This is a genomic window from Hydrogenophaga laconesensis (assembly GCF_031457235.1).
Classification (GTDB): Bacteria; Pseudomonadota; Gammaproteobacteria; order Burkholderiales; family Burkholderiaceae_C; genus Hydrogenophaga; species Hydrogenophaga laconesensis.
In genome coordinates, this window is sequence record NZ_JAVDWE010000011.1 from 1 (window position 1) to 15433 (window position 15433).

Annotated in this window: 13 protein-coding genes, 1 tRNA gene and 1 pseudogene; 10 read left to right on the forward strand and 5 right to left on the reverse strand. The window is 67.7% G+C overall.

Going from position 1 to position 15433, the window contains the following annotated elements:
- Positions 1 to 138: 138 nt before the first annotated feature.
- Positions 139 to 1476, forward strand: a pseudogene (aptA, locus tag J2X09_RS18105) (omega-aminotransferase AptA); the annotation flags it as partial.
- Between the two features lie 88 nt (positions 1477 to 1564).
- Here the strand turns inward: aptA and ychF are convergent.
- On the reverse strand, positions 1565 to 2656 hold the full coding sequence (gene ychF / locus J2X09_RS18110) for a redox-regulated ATPase YchF (protein ID WP_204734567.1): 1092 nt from the start codon (positions 2654 to 2656) through the stop codon (positions 1565 to 1567).
- A 136-nt stretch (positions 2657 to 2792) separates the two neighbouring features.
- Between ychF and J2X09_RS18115 the strand changes: the two genes are divergently transcribed.
- From J2X09_RS18115 to J2X09_RS18125, 3 genes are read left to right on the forward strand one after another with little or no spacing between them, the layout of a single operon-like run.
- Positions 2793 to 3263 (forward strand): (2Fe-2S)-binding protein, encoded by a 471-nt coding sequence (locus J2X09_RS18115; protein ID WP_204734568.1) that lies wholly within the window; start codon positions 2793 to 2795, stop codon positions 3261 to 3263.
- The gene (locus tag J2X09_RS18120; protein ID WP_204734569.1) at positions 3260 to 5326 is read left to right on the forward strand and encodes a xanthine dehydrogenase family protein molybdopterin-binding subunit; all 2067 of its coding nucleotides are present in this window, start codon (positions 3260 to 3262) and stop codon (positions 5324 to 5326) included. Before J2X09_RS18115 ends, J2X09_RS18120 begins: the two co-directional genes overlap by 4 nt.
- Positions 5323 to 6243 (forward strand): helix-turn-helix transcriptional regulator, encoded by a 921-nt coding sequence (locus tag J2X09_RS18125; protein ID WP_204734570.1) that lies wholly within the window; start codon positions 5323 to 5325, stop codon positions 6241 to 6243. Before J2X09_RS18120 ends, J2X09_RS18125 begins: the two co-directional genes overlap by 4 nt.
- Here the strand turns inward: J2X09_RS18125 and J2X09_RS18130 are convergent, their stop codons facing one another.
- A complete protein-coding gene (locus tag J2X09_RS18130; protein WP_204734571.1) occupies positions 6244 to 7140 on the reverse strand; it encodes an MOSC domain-containing protein in 897 nt (298 codons plus the stop codon).
- 146 nt (positions 7141 to 7286) lie between these two features.
- Between J2X09_RS18130 and J2X09_RS18135 the strand changes: the two genes are divergently transcribed.
- From J2X09_RS18135 to J2X09_RS18145, 3 genes are read left to right on the forward strand one after another with little or no spacing between them, the layout of a single operon-like run.
- Positions 7287 to 8456 (forward strand): FAD-dependent monooxygenase, encoded by a 1170-nt coding sequence (locus J2X09_RS18135; protein ID WP_204734572.1) that lies wholly within the window; start codon positions 7287 to 7289, stop codon positions 8454 to 8456.
- Positions 8457 to 8505: 49 nt separating this feature from the next.
- Positions 8506 to 9219, forward strand: coding sequence for a DsbC family protein (locus J2X09_RS18140; RefSeq protein WP_204734573.1), 714 nt, complete (start codon positions 8506 to 8508; stop codon positions 9217 to 9219).
- The gene (locus J2X09_RS18145) at positions 9216 to 11036 is read left to right on the forward strand and encodes a M61 family metallopeptidase (RefSeq protein WP_374726518.1); all 1821 of its coding nucleotides are present in this window, start codon (positions 9216 to 9218) and stop codon (positions 11034 to 11036) included. The genes J2X09_RS18140 and J2X09_RS18145 overlap by 4 nt, the downstream gene beginning before the upstream one ends.
- A 93-nt stretch (positions 11037 to 11129) precedes the next feature.
- On the opposite strand, the gene paaK is transcribed toward J2X09_RS18145, so the two are convergent.
- Genes paaK through J2X09_RS18160 form a run of 3 tightly spaced genes read right to left on the reverse strand, consistent with a single transcriptional unit; the run spans position 11130 to position 13654 of the window.
- Entirely contained in the window at positions 11130 to 12419 is a 1290-nt protein-coding gene (gene paaK / locus J2X09_RS18150) for a phenylacetate--CoA ligase PaaK (protein ID WP_204734574.1), read from the reverse strand.
- Complete coding sequence (paaI, locus tag J2X09_RS18155) at positions 12416 to 12856, reverse strand: hydroxyphenylacetyl-CoA thioesterase PaaI (protein WP_204734575.1); 441 nt, start codon at positions 12854 to 12856, stop codon at positions 12416 to 12418. Before paaI ends, paaK begins: the two co-directional genes overlap by 4 nt.
- A 3-nt stretch (positions 12857 to 12859) precedes the next feature.
- Positions 12860 to 13654, reverse strand: a complete 795-nt coding sequence (locus J2X09_RS18160; RefSeq protein WP_204734576.1) for an enoyl-CoA hydratase-related protein — start codon at positions 13652 to 13654, stop codon at positions 12860 to 12862.
- Between the two features lie 137 nt (positions 13655 to 13791).
- On the opposite strand from J2X09_RS18160, the gene J2X09_RS18165 reads away from it, so the two are divergent.
- The 3 genes from J2X09_RS18165 (at position 13792) to J2X09_RS18175 (ending at position 15431) form a co-directional block, all read left to right on the forward strand.
- Positions 13792 to 14577, forward strand: coding sequence for an enoyl-CoA hydratase (locus tag J2X09_RS18165; protein ID WP_204734577.1), 786 nt, complete (start codon positions 13792 to 13794; stop codon positions 14575 to 14577).
- 42 nt (positions 14578 to 14619) lie between these two features.
- Positions 14620 to 14696 (forward strand) — tRNA-Met (locus tag J2X09_RS18170).
- A gap of 174 nt (positions 14697 to 14870) precedes the next feature.
- Positions 14871 to 15431 (forward strand): YaeQ family protein, encoded by a 561-nt coding sequence (locus tag J2X09_RS18175; protein WP_204734578.1) that lies wholly within the window; start codon positions 14871 to 14873, stop codon positions 15429 to 15431.
- Positions 15432 to 15433 lie beyond the last annotated feature (2 nt).

Here is a 15433-nt window from a genome sequence, read left to right on the forward strand (position 1 = left end):
CTGCAGCAACTGCAGGACGAGCTGCTCGAGTCGCGCATGCGCATGTTCAGCGCCGGCAACTTCAAAGCCTCACCTGTCGAACGCGGTCCACAACCCGAAAGCTTCTTTATCTGAGCCCCACCCCAACGCCGCCACCCCATGATGCACAACGACAAGACCCCCATCGTTCCCCCCGCCCAGCGATCGGCGCAGTGGCTGGACGCGCACTGGATGCCGTTCTCCGCGAACCGCCAGTTCAAGGCCGATCCCCGTCTGATCGTCGGGGCCAAGGGCGCGTACTACCTCGACGCCGACGGGCGACGCATCTTCGACGGCCTGTCGGGCCTCTGGTGCTCAGGGCTCGGACATGGGCGGCCCGAAATCACGGATGCGGTGAGCCGCCAGATCGAGCAGCTGGACTATTCACCGGCCTTCCAGTTCGGCCATCCGGGTTCCTTCGCGCTGGCCAACAAGCTGCGCGAACTCACGCCCGAGGGGCTGGACCACGTCTTCTTCACCAGCTCAGGCTCCGAGGCGGCCGACACCTCGCTCAAGATGGCCCGGGCCTACTGGCGCGCGAAGGGCAAGGCCAGCAAGACCCTGCTGGTCGGCCGCGAGAAGGGCTACCACGGCGTCAACTTCGGTGGCATCGCGGTCGGCGGCATCGGGGGCAACCGCAAGACCTTCGGCGCGTCGGTGGATGCCAGCCACCTGCCCCACACGCTCCTGCCGGAGAACCGCTTCACGAAAGGCCTGCCAGAGCACGGCGCCCATCTCGCCGACCGGCTGCTGGACCTGATCGCCCTGCACGACGCCTCCAACATCGCGGCAGTCATCGTGGAACCCTTCTCCGGTTCGGCCGGTGTGGTCGTGCCACCCAAGGGCTACCTGAAACGTCTGCGCGAGATCTGCACGCAGCACGACATCCTGCTGATCTTCGACGAGGTCATCACCGGCTTTGGCCGCTGTGGCGCGCTGACCGCGGCCGAGGCCTTCGGCGTGACACCCGACATCATGAACGTGGCCAAACAGGTGACCAATGGCGCGCAGCCCCTGGGCGCGGTGATTGCCAGCCGCGCGATCTACGAGGCGTTCATGGAGGCGGGTGGCCCCGAGTACATGCTCGAGTTCGCGCACGGCTACACCTACTCGGCCCACCCGGTGGCCTGCGCCGCGGCACTGAGCGCGCTGGACGTGCTGGTCAACGACCGGCTGCCGCAGAGGGTGAAAGAACTCGCGCCCTACTTCGAGAACGCGGTGCACAGCCTGCGTGGCCTGCCCCATGTGCTCGACATCCGCAACTGCGGCCTGGCCGCAGGCATCACGCTGGAAGCCGCGCCCGGAGAACCCGCGCTGCGACCCCACCAGGTCGCCATGGCGTGCTGGAAGATGGGCTTCTATGTGCGTTACGGCGGCGACACCATCCAGCTGGCGCCCCCCTTCATCACCGAACGCGAAGAGATCGACAGCCTGGTCAACGCGCTGGGTGAAGCGATCGAAGGCCTGCAGGACCGGCCCGTGCGCGTGGCCGTGAGCCAGTGGGCCGCCGAGGTGCGGGACAACGCCTGACCCGGCGGTTCCGAACCTACGAAGAGAACAGGAAGTTCATCACGTCACCGTCCTTGACGACGTAGTCCTTGCCTTCGGCGCGCATCTTGCCGGCGTCCTTCGCGGCCTGTTCGCCCTTGTAGGCGATGTAATCATCGAAGCCGATGGTCTGGGCACGGATGTAGCCCTTCTCGAAGTCGGTGTGGATCACCCCGGCGGCCTGCGGGCCGGTGTCGCCCACGTGGATGGTCCAGGCGCGCACTTCCTTCACGCCCGCGGTGAAGTAGGTCTGCAGGCCGAGCAGTTGGTAAGCCGCGCGGATCAGCCGGTTCAGGCCAGGCTCTTCCTGGCCCAGTTCCTTGAGGAATTCGAGCCGGTCGGCGTCGTCCATCTCGGACAGCTCCGCCTCGATCTTGGCGCAGATGGCCACCACCGGCGCGTTCTGCTTCTGCGCGAATTCCTTGAGACGGTCCAGCAGCGGGTTGTTCTCGAAACCGTCTTCCGACACGTTGGCCACGAACATCGCCGGCTTGGCGGTGATCAGGAAAAACTGCTTGAGCTGTGCGCGCTCTTCCTTGCTGAAGTCGATGGTGCGCACGGGCTGGGTGTCGTTGAGCGCGGTCTGGCAACGCTCCAGGATCGCCACCTGTTTCGCGGCTTCCTTGTCGCCCGAACGCGCGATCTTGCTCACGCGCTGCAGCGCCTTCTCGACCGCGGCCAGGTCAGCCAGGCAGAGCTCGGTCTGGATGACTTCGATGTCGGCGATCGGGTCAACCTTGTTGGCGACGTGGATCACGTTCGGATCTTCAAAGCAACGCACCACATTGACGATGGCGTCGGTCTCGCGGATGTGCGCGAGGAACTTGTTGCCCAGGCCTTCGCCCGTGCTGGCACCGGCCACCAGGCCCGCGATGTCCACGAACTCGACGATGGCCGGCACGATGCGCTCGGGCTTCACGATCTCGGCCAGTTGCGCCAGGCGCGGATCGGGCACCTCGACCACGCCGGTGTTGGGCTCGATGGTGCAGAAGGGGTAGTTCTCGGCCGCGATGCCGGCCTTGGTCAGCGCGTTGAAAAGGGTGGACTTGCCCACGTTGGGCAGGCCCACGATGCCGCATTGGAGACTCATGGAATACCTCGGAAAAACAGCCGTGAAGTGTATGCGATGCGTGTTTTTTCAAGGACCGGTGCGGTTTGGCGCGATTCTTCAAGACGCGCGCCGCGGTGCTGGCGACAGTGCGGCATCGCCATCCACGGAGCCCGCCATGCACGTCCTCGTCAACCGTCAGCGATTCGACATCCCGCCCGGGTGGCAGGACGAGACCCTGCTCGCCGTGCTGCGCGAGCACCTGGGGCTGGTCGGCACGAAGTTCGGTTGCGGCGCGGGCCAGTGCGGTGCCTGCACCGTTCTGCTGGACGGCCACGCCCAGCGCAGTTGCCTGCTGCCGGTCGGTGCGGTGCAGGGGCGGGCGGTGGAAACCATCGAAGGCCTGTCGGACGCGAACGGGCGCCTGCACCCGGTGCAGCAGGCCTGGCTCGACGAAGCGGTGCCGCAGTGCGGCTACTGCCAGGCGGGGCAGATCATGGCCACCGTCGCGCTGTTGCGGCAGGAGCCCACGCCCAGTCCGGCCCGCATCGACGAGGCGCTGTCGGGCAACCTGTGCCGCTGCGGCACGCAGCAGCGCATCCGCGCTGGCGTGCAGCGCGCCGTGGCCCTCCAGGGCGAGCGGTCATGAGGCGGCGGGCATTCCTGCAGGCCAGCACGGTGCTGGGCGTGGCTTTCGTGTCGGGGTGCGCGCTGCCCGTTATCCCGCAGCGGCCCACCGCCCGTTACGAGGACGCGCTGGGCTGGATCCGCCACAGCGAGGGACGCTACGAACTGCTGCTGCCGCGCGTGGAGATGGGCCAGAACATCGGCACCGCGCTCAAGCAGATCGCGTGCGAGGAACTGGGCATCGAATGGCACCAGCTCACGCTGTGCCTGCCGCACACGGGAGAGATGGCTCGGGTGCGCGCCACGGTGGGCAGCGAATCGGTGAAGGATTTCGCCCTGCCGCTCGCCCAGGCCTGCGCCACGCTGCGCGATGCCCTGGCGGCGGGCCACATGCAGGGCGAACGCATGGCCGAACCACGCCCTGCTGGCGAACTGCGGGCCTTTCGCCGCGACGCCCGCCACGTGGGGTGTTGCGCCCCGCTGGAGCAGGGGCATGCCATCGTCACGGGCGAACCGCTCTACGCCGCCGACGTCCGCCTGCCCGGCATGATGTTCGGCCGCGTGCTGCGCGCCCCGGTGTCGGCGGAACTCGTATCGACACCCGGCTGGGTGAACGAGGCCGCCGCGCGGCAGGTGCCGGGCTTCGTCGCCCTGGTGCGCGATGCGCGGCTGCGGCAGGGCCTGAGCGACGGCCTGGGGATCGTCGCGCGCACACCCGGAACGCTCGACCTCATCGAGGCCGCGCTCGATGTGCGCTGGTCGACCGAGGGCAGCTTCGACCAGGCCGACATCGACCGTGCGATGGACGTGGACCGCCACCTCGCTGGCGACGGATGCCGCTACCGGGTGCACGACGATGCCATCGATGCGCCGGGACCGTGGGACGTGGACCTGCGCATCGACATCCCGCTGGCGGCACACGCGCCCATCCAGCCGCGCGCGGCGGTGGCCGCCTTCGATGCCGACGGCGGGCTGGACCTCTGGGTGGGCTCGCAGGACGTGTACTACCAGCGCGACGTGGTCCGCAAGCGCCTGGGCCTCGACGAAGACCGCGTGCGCGTGCATGGCACGCGCGTGGGCGGGGCCTTCGGGGGCAAGACGATCTGCACCGTGGAACTGGAAGCGGCCGTACTGGCCGAGGCGGTGCGCCATCCCGTCAAGCTGCAATGGACACGCGCGCAGGAATTCCGGCAGGGGTTCCACCGCCCGCCATCGAGCCACCGCATCCGCGTGCGCCTGCGCGAGGGCCGGCTGGACCAGTGGTGGCACGCGTTCGCGAGCAGCCACATCCTGTTCACCAACGCCGGCCTGCCGGTGTGGATGCAGCGCCTCACCGACTTCGTGACCGACGCCGGCGTGGCGCGCGGCGCGCAACTGCCGTACCGATGCCCCACCCGGCGCGCGGAGTTCGCCCTGAGCCGCCTGCCCGTGTTCACCGGCCCCTGGCGCGGCCTGGGCGCCGGCCCCAACGGCCTGGCGATGGAATCGGCCATCGACGAGTGCGCGAGGCACGCCGGCCTGGACCCGGTGGCGTTCCGACTGCAACACATTGGCGACGCCCGCCTGGCCGGCGTGCTGAAGGCGGCGGTGGCACAGGCCGGGTCATGGCGCGCCCGCCCCGCCGGCACGCGACAGGGACGTGGCGTGGCCTGCGGCACCTACAAGCAGGTGAGCCACGCCGCCGTGGTGGCCGAGGTGGAAGTGGACGAACAAGGCCGCACGACCGTGACGCGGCTGGTGTGCGCACACGATTGCGGCACCGTGATCAACCCTGACCAGGTGCGCGCGCAATGCGAGGGCAACCTGGTCTGGGGCCTGGGCATGGCGCTGAGCGATCGGCTGCACGCGGCTGGGGCGCGCATCGCGGCGGGCAGCTTCGCCGAAGCGCCGATACCATCGCTGCACCAGATTCCACGGCTGGAGGTGGTGCTGGTGGACGAAGGCGGGGCCCCGGGCGGCGCAGGGGAGACCGCCATCGTGGCCACGGCGGCGGCCATCGCCAACGCCGTGCGCGAGGCCACTGGCGTGCGCATCCAGCGGTTTCCGATCGATCCTCTCGTGCTGGCCCTGCCATCCAGAACATGAACGACTTCGCTTCCGAAGCCATGCTGCGCCTGATGCGCGCCGGCCTGCAGCGCCAGGGTCTGGTGCCCGATGGACCTCCACCGGTGCCCCATGCACACGTTGCGCTCGCGGACAAACGCACCTGGCTGGAACGCCTGTGGCGCGACCATGGGCCGGGCGTGATCGTGCGGCTGGGCGAAGCGCTGCAAGACCTGGAAGACGAACCACTGGGCATCGCCCTGTCCCTGGCACGCGATCCCCTGGATCTGTTGCAGCGCTGGCAGCGCCTGGAGCGCTTCGTGCACGCGCGGCATCGCACACGCGTCACCCACTCCGCCCGGGGCCTGCTGCGCATCCAGCATGTTTCCCGGGATCCGCGGCAACCACCTGCCCCTGCAGAGGATGTACTGGTGTTCGGCTTCCTGGCTGCGCTCTTCGAACGTGCCGGAGCCCCCGCTCTGCGGGCACGCCCGGTCGGCCATGCGGCCTGGTGCCGCGTTCGGGGAAACTGGCAGACACCAGCATGGCCAGATGACCTGTCGCACTGGGAATTCCGCTGGACCGCCCAGCCCGATCGGTCGCGCCATGCAGACCGTCGGATCGAGGCCGACCACTGGATCGCGCAGCTGCAGCAACGCCTCGTCACCGACCCGGGACGGGGCTGGACGGTGGAGCTCCTGGCCAGCGAGATGGCGGCGTCGCCACGCACGCTGCAGCGCCGGTTGGCCCGGCAAGGTCAGAGCTTCACCCGCCTGCTGTCGGGGGCGCGGCTGTCCAGCGCGGCCCGCCTGCTGGCTTCGAGTTCCATGGCAACGGCAGAGGTCGGCTATGTCTGCGGCTTCGCCGACCAGGCCCACTTCACGCGTCAGTTCAAGCAGCACACAGCCATGACACCGGGGTTGTACCGCCACGAATTCGCGATGCAGGACGGGGCCTGATCAATCGAACTTCCAGTCGGCACCGACGGCCTGCCCCACCCGCAGCATCTGCCCGTCGCCTTCCAGCACGATGGCGTTCATGCCGAAGGTGATGGCGCCGCCGAGGCGGGGGTCCTGCCGGTAGGCCTGCAGCGTGTCGTTCACTTCGGGGCTCGAGATCGCGGTGGCCGGATCGATGTTGGGAATCGGACAGCGGCCGCAGGGCTTCACCGGCTCGATCAACGCCGAGACCCCGTCCCCGGTGTCGATGCGCATCGCGCCCACACGGTCCTCATCGTGGGCGTCGATGCCGGCCAGCACGATGTTGGGCCGGAAGCGCAGCATCGCCACCGGTGCGTGGCCGGCCGAACCCAGCCGGGTATTGAGCTCGTCCAGCGACGCGGTGCTGGTCACGAGCACGCTGAATCCATCGGCGAATTGTGTGATGGCTTCGCGGCCACCGGTCCATTTGCGGCTGCTCACGCGCCGCACCTCGGGGTCGAAGCGCGCCAGGCGCAGCCGCTTGAGGCCGACCGGCGCATCGGGACCGAGAAAGTCGCTGAACCACTGGGCCGCGAGATCGCCCATGTCGCAGGCCATCACCTCGTCGTCCCACACACGCACTTTCAGCGGGCCTTCGGCCGCGTCCAGCGCGAGGTGCAACGACAGCATGCCGGGGGCGCGAAGAACCAGCTGGCCCATCCTGAAGGCTGTCTGGATCAGCGCCATGCGGGGCAGTTCGCGCTGGGTGACGAACTCGCCGTGCTCGTCCACCACCATCCACGCGCGGTCGTACAGCAAGCCTGTCTCGGTCAGCTCGGCCTCCGTCAGCTGGATGCCTGCACAGGACTTGACCGGATAGACCCAGAGCTGGGCGATGGTGGCCTGGACGTCGGCGGTGGGGCTGTCTGCGCTCATGGTGATCGTTGAAAGCGGTGGATGGGTGAAGGCGGCGGCGGCCGTTCGGCGGGGCGGAGCCCCCGGTGGTCGGGCCATGCCCGGGATGGGGGTCGGGGTATCGTCGGCGCGAGGCCCGGATTGTGCCCTGCTCCTAAAATCCCCACATGAACTCCCCTGCCCCCCGTCCCGGCGCCGCCCGGCGTTTCGACGTCACCATCCGTGGGGCCGGCGTGGTGGGCCAGACCCTGGCCCTGCTGCTGGCGCGTGACCGCCTGCGCGTGGCCCTGGTCGGCACGCCACGCAGCCCGCAGGACGCGCCCGACGTGCGCGCCTACGCCATCAACGCCGCCTCGCGCGACCTGCTGCGCTCGGTGCGCGCCTGGCCCGAGGTCGATCCGCAGGATCTGCGCGTGCCGCCCATCACCCCGGTGTGCGAAATGCAGGTGTGGGGCGACGACGGCGGCGAACTGCAGTTCTCGGCCGAGGACCAGGGAGCCGACGCACTCACCTGGATCGTGGACGTGCCGGCACTGGAGCAGCGGCTGTCCGACGCCGTGGGTTTCCAGGGCGGCATCGAACGCATGACCGAAGCACCGCCTGCCGCCCTCACCGTGGTCTGCGAGGGCAAGCGCAGCCAGACGCGCGACGAGCTCGGTCTGGACTTCGACGTGCGCCCTTACCCGCACAAGGCGGTGGCCGCGCGTCTGCATTGCGACCAGCCGCACGGCGGCATTGCCCGGCAATGGTTTGCCGATGGCGAGGTGATGGCCCTGCTGCCACTGGGCGGCATCTCGGGGAACTCCGTCGCGCTGGTGTGGTCTGTCCCTGCACAGCAGGCCGACACCTGGCTGCAAGCCGACCCCACCACCTTCACCCAGGCCGTGCAGGCGCGTTGCGCCCATGCCCTGGGGCACATGCACATGGAAAGCCCCGCCCAAGCCTGGCCCCTCGAACGCTCCCGTGCCCGACGCTGGATCGCCCGCACCCCTCAGGGCGGCGTGGCGCTGGCCGGCGATGCCGCACACGCCATGCACCCGCTGGCGGGCCAGGGCCTCAACGTGGGTCTGGCCGATGCGGCGGAACTCGCGCGCGTGCTGCAGCAGCGCGAGTACTGGCGTGACCTGGGCGACCTGAAACTGCTGCGCCGCTACGAACGGGCACGCGCAGCCGAAGTGGGCGCCATGGGCTGGGTCACCGACGGCCTGTTCAGCCTGTTCTCCCAGGGTGATTCGCGCCTGCAGGCGTTGCGCAACTGGGGCCTGAGCGGTTTTGACCGCAGCGGCCCCCTCAAGCGCTGGATCGCGCGGCAGGCCATGGGCCAACCCGGCATGTGAGCGCTTCGCTCACCCACCCACTCTTCCGAATGCCCACGAGGCCCTCACGATGAAACTCCTCAAATCCCTCCTGATCACGGGCCTCGCCGCCCTGTCCATGGCCGCCCTGGCACAGGAAGCGACCATCCGCAAGAACCTGACCGAGCGTCTGCCCAACCTGCCACCCATTGACGAGATCAGCAAGACCCCGATGCCCGGCATCTTCGAAGTGCGCGTCAACCAGAGCGATCTTTTCTACACCGATGCCGAGGGCAACTACCTCATCCAGGGGTCGATGATCGACACCAAGGCCCGGGTCGACCTGACCGAGCAGCGCGTCGAAAAGCTCACCGCCATTGCGTTCAAGGACCTGCCCCTGAAGGACGCGTTCACCATCGTGCGCGGCAACGGCAAGCGCAAGATGGCGGTGTTCGAAGACCCGAACTGCGGCTATTGCAAGCGCTTCGAACGCGACCTGCTGAAGATCGACAACGTGACGGTGCACGTGTTCCTGTACCCGATCCTGAGTGCCGACTCGGGTGAGAAATCGCGCAACATCTGGTGCGCGAAAGACAAGGGCAAGACCTTCATCGACTGGATGGTGCGCGACGTCGCACCGCCTTCCGCCACCTGCGATGCCGCCGCCGTGGCGCGCAACTTCGAGTTCGGCAAGAAGGCCCGCATCACCGGCACACCGACCATCATCTTCGCCAACGGCACGCGCGTGCCCGGCGCCATCGGCGCTGAGCAGATCGAGAAGCAACTCGCGGAAGCCAAGCCTTGAGCACGCGCACCAGGGCCAAGGCCGTGCGCGCCGGTGTGCGTTACACCGTCTCGGTGCTGAACGCGCACGCGCATCTCTTCGCCGTCACCCTTTACATCGAGCGACCGGCCAGAAACCAGCGCGTGAGCCTGCCGGTGTGGATTCCTGGCAGCTATCTGGTGCGCGAGTTCTCGCAGAACCTGCAGCAGATGCAAGCCCGGCAAGGCGGCAAGCCATTGCCCCTGAAACAGCTCGACAAACACCGCTGGCAGGTCCCTTCGGTCGCGGACAAGGCGCTCGAGCTGCGCTACGAGGTCTACGCATTCGACGCCTCGGTGCGCACCGCCTTCCTCGATGCCTCACGCGGCTTCTTCAACGCCACCAGCCTGTGCCTGCGCGTGCTCGGGCAGGAAGACCAGCCACACGCTCTTGAACTGGTCAAGGGTGACGCCACGGCGGGTTGGGAAGTGGCCACTGGCCAGACCCCGCACGACGTCGACGCCCAGGGCTTCGGGCACTACCGCGCCGCCAACTACGATGAGCTTGCCGACTGCCCCTTTGAGATGGGCCGCTTCTGGAGCGCCCGCTTCACCGCCGCCGGCGTGGAACACCGTTTCGTCGTCGCCGGCGCGGGCGAATGGCTGGATGGCGAACGCCTCCTCCGGGACACACGGAAGATCTGCGAAACGCAGATCGCCTTCTGGCACGGCAATGAGGCACCACCCTTCTCGCGCTACGTCTTCATGCTCTACGCCAGTGCCGACGGCTATGGCGGCCTGGAGCATCGCAACTCCACCGCGCTGATCTGCCAGCGCAGCGACCTGCCGCGCGCGCCCGCAGCGGGTGAGAAACCCGCCGCCCTCAAGGCCGCCGACGGCTACACCACGCTGCTCGGCCTGATCAGCCACGAGTACTTTCATACCTGGAACGTCAAGCGCCTGCGCCCGACCGAGTTCGCGCGCTACGACTACGACACGGAAAACCACACTGAACTGCTGTGGTTCTTCGAAGGCTTCACCAGCTACTACGACGACCTGATGCTGCGCCGCGCCGGCCTGATCGACGACGCCACCTACCTGCAGCTCGTGGCCAAGACGATCAACCAGGTGCAGCAGACCCCGGGCCGTCTGGTGCAGACCGTGGCCCAGGCCAGCTTCGACGCCTGGGTGAAGTACTACCGGATGAACGAAAACACGCCCAACGCGACCGTGAGCTACTACACCAAGGGCTCGCTGGTGGCGCTGTGCCTGGACCTCACGCTGCGCGCCGAAGGGCACAGCTCGCTCGACGCCGTGATGCGCGAACTCTGGCAGCGCTGCGAAGGCGGACCGATGCGCGAAGCGGACCTGCTGCGCGCCCTCAAGCGGCAGGGAAAACGCAGCTATGAGAGCGAGATCGCGACCTGGGTGCACAACACCGAAGAACTGCCTCTGCCCTCGTTGCTGGAAACGCGCGGTGTGAAAGCCGCGCACGACAAGGCCCCCATTGCGCAGCAGCTCGGCCTTCGGGTGAGCGAGGCCGGCGGCAACGTGGTGATCAAGACCGTGTTGCGCGGCGGTGCGGCAGAAGCAGCGGGACTGGCGGCCAACGACGAGTGGCTGGGGGTGGAATTTCCACCGGCCCGCAAAGGGGCCGAGGGCGAGTCGTGGCGCATCCACAAGCTGGACGAACTGCCCCCGCTTCGCGCACGGCGGCCCCAGCTCACCGCCCTGGTCTCGCGCGACAAGCGCCTGCTGCGCCTGCCGCTGGTCTGGCCCACGGAATCGTTCACCGTCCGGCTGTCGGTCGGTGACGCAGAAAAGCTGACCCCCTGGCTGGGCGACACCCGCAGCGCTTGAGGCAACTCCCTCCGGAACTGCCGCGGAACCGGCTTTGCCGGGCCGCAGGCAGTCGCCCCTGGAGGGGGTGGCGCACAGCGCCGCGGGGGTGCCTCACCTCTGATCGAGCACGCGCCTGGCCTTCCCCTGGCTGCGCTCGACGCCGCCTTCCGGCCTGAGCTGCACCAGCACCGTACTGCCCACGAACACCTTGATGTCGTGCTGCAGCTGGCGCGAAGCCTCCAGGGCTTCCTCGCTGTCGGGCGCCAGACCCGCGCGCGTTTCCACCACCACCGTGAGGTCGTCCATGGGCCCCTGCCGCGTGATCACGCACTGGTAGTGCGCGCTGAGCGCGTCCCGCTTGAGGATCAGCTCCTCGATCTGCGTGGGAAACACATTGACGCCGCGCACGATCATCATGTCGTCGCTGCGGCCGGTGATCTTCTCCATGCGACGCATGGGGCGCGCGGTGCCCGGCAGCAAACGCGTCAGGTCGCGCGTGCGGTAGCGGATGATCGGCAAGGCCTCCTTGGTGAGGCTGGTGAACACCAGCTCGCCCATCTCGCCGTCGGGCACCGGTTCACCGGTCTCCGGGTCGATGATCTCGGGATAGAAATGGTCTTCCCAGATCGTCGGGCCGTCCTTGGTTTCCACGCATTCGTTGGCCACGCCCGGCCCCATCACCTCGGACAGGCCATAGATGTCTACCGCGTCGATGCCCATGCGCTGCTCGATCGCCAGGCGCATGTCGTTGGTCCAGGGTTCGGCGCCGAAGATGCCCAGGCGCAGGCTGCTGTCGCGCGGGTCCACGCCCTGTCGCTCGAACTCGTCGGCAATCGCAAGCATGTAGCTCGGCGTGACCATGATGATGTCGGGCCGGAAATCCTGGATGAGCTGCACCTGGCGTTCGGTCTGGCCTCCGCCGAAAGGCACCACCGTCAGGCCCAGTTTTTCAGCCCCGTAGTGCGCGCCCAGGCCACCCGTGAACAGGCCGTAGCCATAACTCACGTGCACCAGGTCGCCCGGTCGCGCACCGCTGGCGCGGATGCTGCGCGCCATCACCGTGGCCCAGGTATCGATGTCATTCAGCGTGTAGCCCACCACCGTGGGCTTGCCGGTGGTACCGCTGCTGGCGTGAATGCGCGCGCACTTCTCGCGCGGCACGGCAAACATGCCGAAGGGGTAGCTGTCGCGCAGGTCCTTCTTGGTGGTGAACGGGAACTTCGCCAGATCGGAGAGGCTGCGGCAGTCGTCCGGATGCACACCGGCGGCATCGAACTTGGCCCGGTACACCGGTGAGTTCTGGTACGCATGTCGCAAAGTGGCCTGCAGGCGCTTGAGCTGGAGACCGCGCAGTTCGTCGATGCTGGCTTTTTCGATCGGTTCCAGGGGAAGGGTGTTCATGACGGGTTGTCCTCGGGAAACACGGTGCCGGCGATCACGGCGCTCTTGCCGCGGAACATGGCCACGACTTCGCCACGCTGGTTGCTCACACGCATGTCATAGATGCCGTGGCGGCCCGACAGCGTCTGTTCCACGCCCTCGCAGGTCAGCACGTCACCCGCATGCGCGGGCCGCAGGAATTCGATGCTGCAGCCCGCAGCGACCGCATTGCGGTTGTGGCTGTTGCAGGCGAAGGCGAAGGTGGAATCGGCCAGCGTGAAGATGAAGCCACCGTGGCAGATCTGGTGTCCGTTGAGGTGCAGAGGCTGTACGGGCATGCGCATCACAGCGCGCCCCGGTTCGCAGGCCAGCAGTTCCATGCCCATGGTGTTCTTGCTCGCGGTATCCACCGCGAACATGGTTTCACCCACTTTTCTCGCGCGTTCTTGTGGGTTCATCGCTCATTCACCCTTGAACTTTGCAGGACGCTTCTCGAGGAACGCCATCACGCCCTCGATGTAGTCGTGCGTGCGCCCCAGCGCCGACTGCGTGTCGCGCTCGGCGTCGAGCTGCTGGTCCAGCGTGCGTGTACCGGCGTCGCGCAGCAGGCCACGTGTGGCGACCAGCGCCCTGGTGGGCATCACGGCGAGTCGGTCGGCCAGCGCGAGCGCGGCGGCCAAACAGTCGTCGGAAACTTCCCAGACCAGGCCCCACTCCTTCGCCTGTGCGGCGGGCAGCTTGTCGCCCGTCATCGCCAGGGCCATGGCCCGCGCCAGGCCCAGGCGCTCGACCAGGAACCAGCTGCCACCGGCATCGGGGATCAGCCCGATCTTGCTGAAGGCCTGGATGAAGCTCGCGCCGGTGGCCGCGATGGCGATGTCGCAGGTCATCGCCAGCGAGGCACCGGCACCGGCCGCCACACCGTTCACGGCGGCGATGGTCGGCATGCGCAGCTTCTGCAGACGGCGAACCGTGGGGTTGAACGCCTGGTCGATCACCGGGCCGGGGTCGGCGCGCTTCACCAGATCGGGGCCGGGTGCCAAGTCGAACTCGGAGAGATCGGCCCCCGCGCAGAAACCGCGCCCCGCCCCGGTGATGACCAGTGCCCGGACCTGGGCGTTGGCCTCGGCGCGGTCCAGCGCGGCCCAGAGATCCGTGTGCATCTGGCGCGTGAAGCTGTTCAGCGCTTCAGGGCGGCTGAGCGTGACCAGGGCCACAGCCCCACGCTCTTCATAGACGACGGTGGCGTTGCTCATGTCGGCTTGTCTCCTGCGGAATTCGTTGGTGTCGGCTGCAATTTACCATTAACCAACCAATCGGTCGGTTAATGTTTTCCCTTGGTGCGGCCCGATATAGTGATGGGCTTTCATCGATACCTTCCGCAGGAGACGCCATGACCGCCACCTCACCCGAATGCATCACCGTGCGCACCGAAGGCCGCGTGGGCATCGTCACGCTCAACCGGCCCAAGCAGCTCAACGCGCTCAACAACCAGCTCATGGACGAACTGGGTGCGGCGCTTAAGGCCTTCGACGCGGACCAGGACATCGGCTGCATGATCGTCACCGGCAGCGAGAAGGCCTTTGCTGCCGGTGCCGACATCGGCGCGATGGCCACCTACACCTTCGCCGACGTCTACAACGGCGACTACATCACCCGCAACTGGGAAACCATCCGCGCCATCCGCAAGCCGGTGATCGCCGCCGTGAGCGGTTTCGCACTGGGTGGCGGCTGCGAACTGGCGATGATGTGCGACTTCATCATCGCGGCGGACAACGCGAAATTCGGCCAGCCGGAAATCAAGCTGGGCATCATCCCCGGCGCGGGCGGCACGCAGCGCCTGCCGCGCGCGGTGGGCAAGGCCAAGACCATGGACATGGTGCTCACCAGCCGCATGATGGACGCCACCGAGGCCGAGCGCGCGGGACTGGTCAGCCGCGTGGTGCCGCTGGACAAGCTGATGGACGAGGCACTGGGTGCCGCGCTGGTGATCTGCGGCCTCTCGCTGCCCAGCGTGATGGCGGCCAAGGAAGCCGTGAACCGCTCCTTCGAGGGCACGCTGTCCGACGGCGTCATGTTCGAACGCCGCCTGTTCCACGCGCTGTTCGCCACCGAAGACCAGAAGGAAGGCATGGATGCCTTCGTGAACAAGCGCAAGCCGGACTTCAAGAACCGGTGAACTGAGGACGCCCAAAAAACTGTCTATAATGCGCGCTTCGCTGGCGATATAGCTCAGTTGGTTAGAGCGCAGCATTCATAATGCTGATGTCGGTGGTTCAAGTCCACCTATCGCCACCAGCATCTCAAAAAGCGGGTTCCGGCAACGGGGCCCGCTTTTTTTCGTTCAATCCATATTTCGCCCTGCTCGAGGCGACGCCCACCAGAGACACCGAGGGTCCGGCTCCGCCGGCCCAAGGTGTCGCCCCCCTCGAGGGGGGTGGCGCCGAAGGCGACGCGGGGGGTGTTTCGCTCATGGCCCTCAAGTCCACCATCTTCAAGGCGAACCTGCAGATCGCCGACATCGACCACGGCTACTACGCCGACCACGCGCTCACCCTGGCCCGCCACCCCAGCGAGACCGACGAGCGCATGATGGTCCGCCTGGTGGCCCTGGCGATCCAGGCCCACGAGCTGCAGGACACCTGCCGCGGCGACGGCACGCTGGCTTTCGGTGCCGGGCTGTCCGACCCGGATGACCCGGACGCCTCGCTGACCGACTTCACCGGCCGCAAACGCCTGTGGATCGAAGTGGGCCAGCCCGAAGACAAGCCGCTGGCCAAGGCCTGCAGCAAGGCCGATGCGGTGGTCGTCTACGCCTTCGGCAGCGCCGCCGACGTCTGGTGGCGCGGCATCGAGAACAAGCTCACCCGGCTCGACCGGCTGCAGGTCTGGCGGCTGCCCACCGAAGTGGCGCCCGCGCTGGCCGAACTCGCCGAGCGCAGCATGCAGCTGCAGGCCACGGTGCAGGAAGGCGCACTCACGCTATCCAGCGAGAAGGGCAGCGTGCACATCGAACCCGTGCGCTGGAAGTAGAC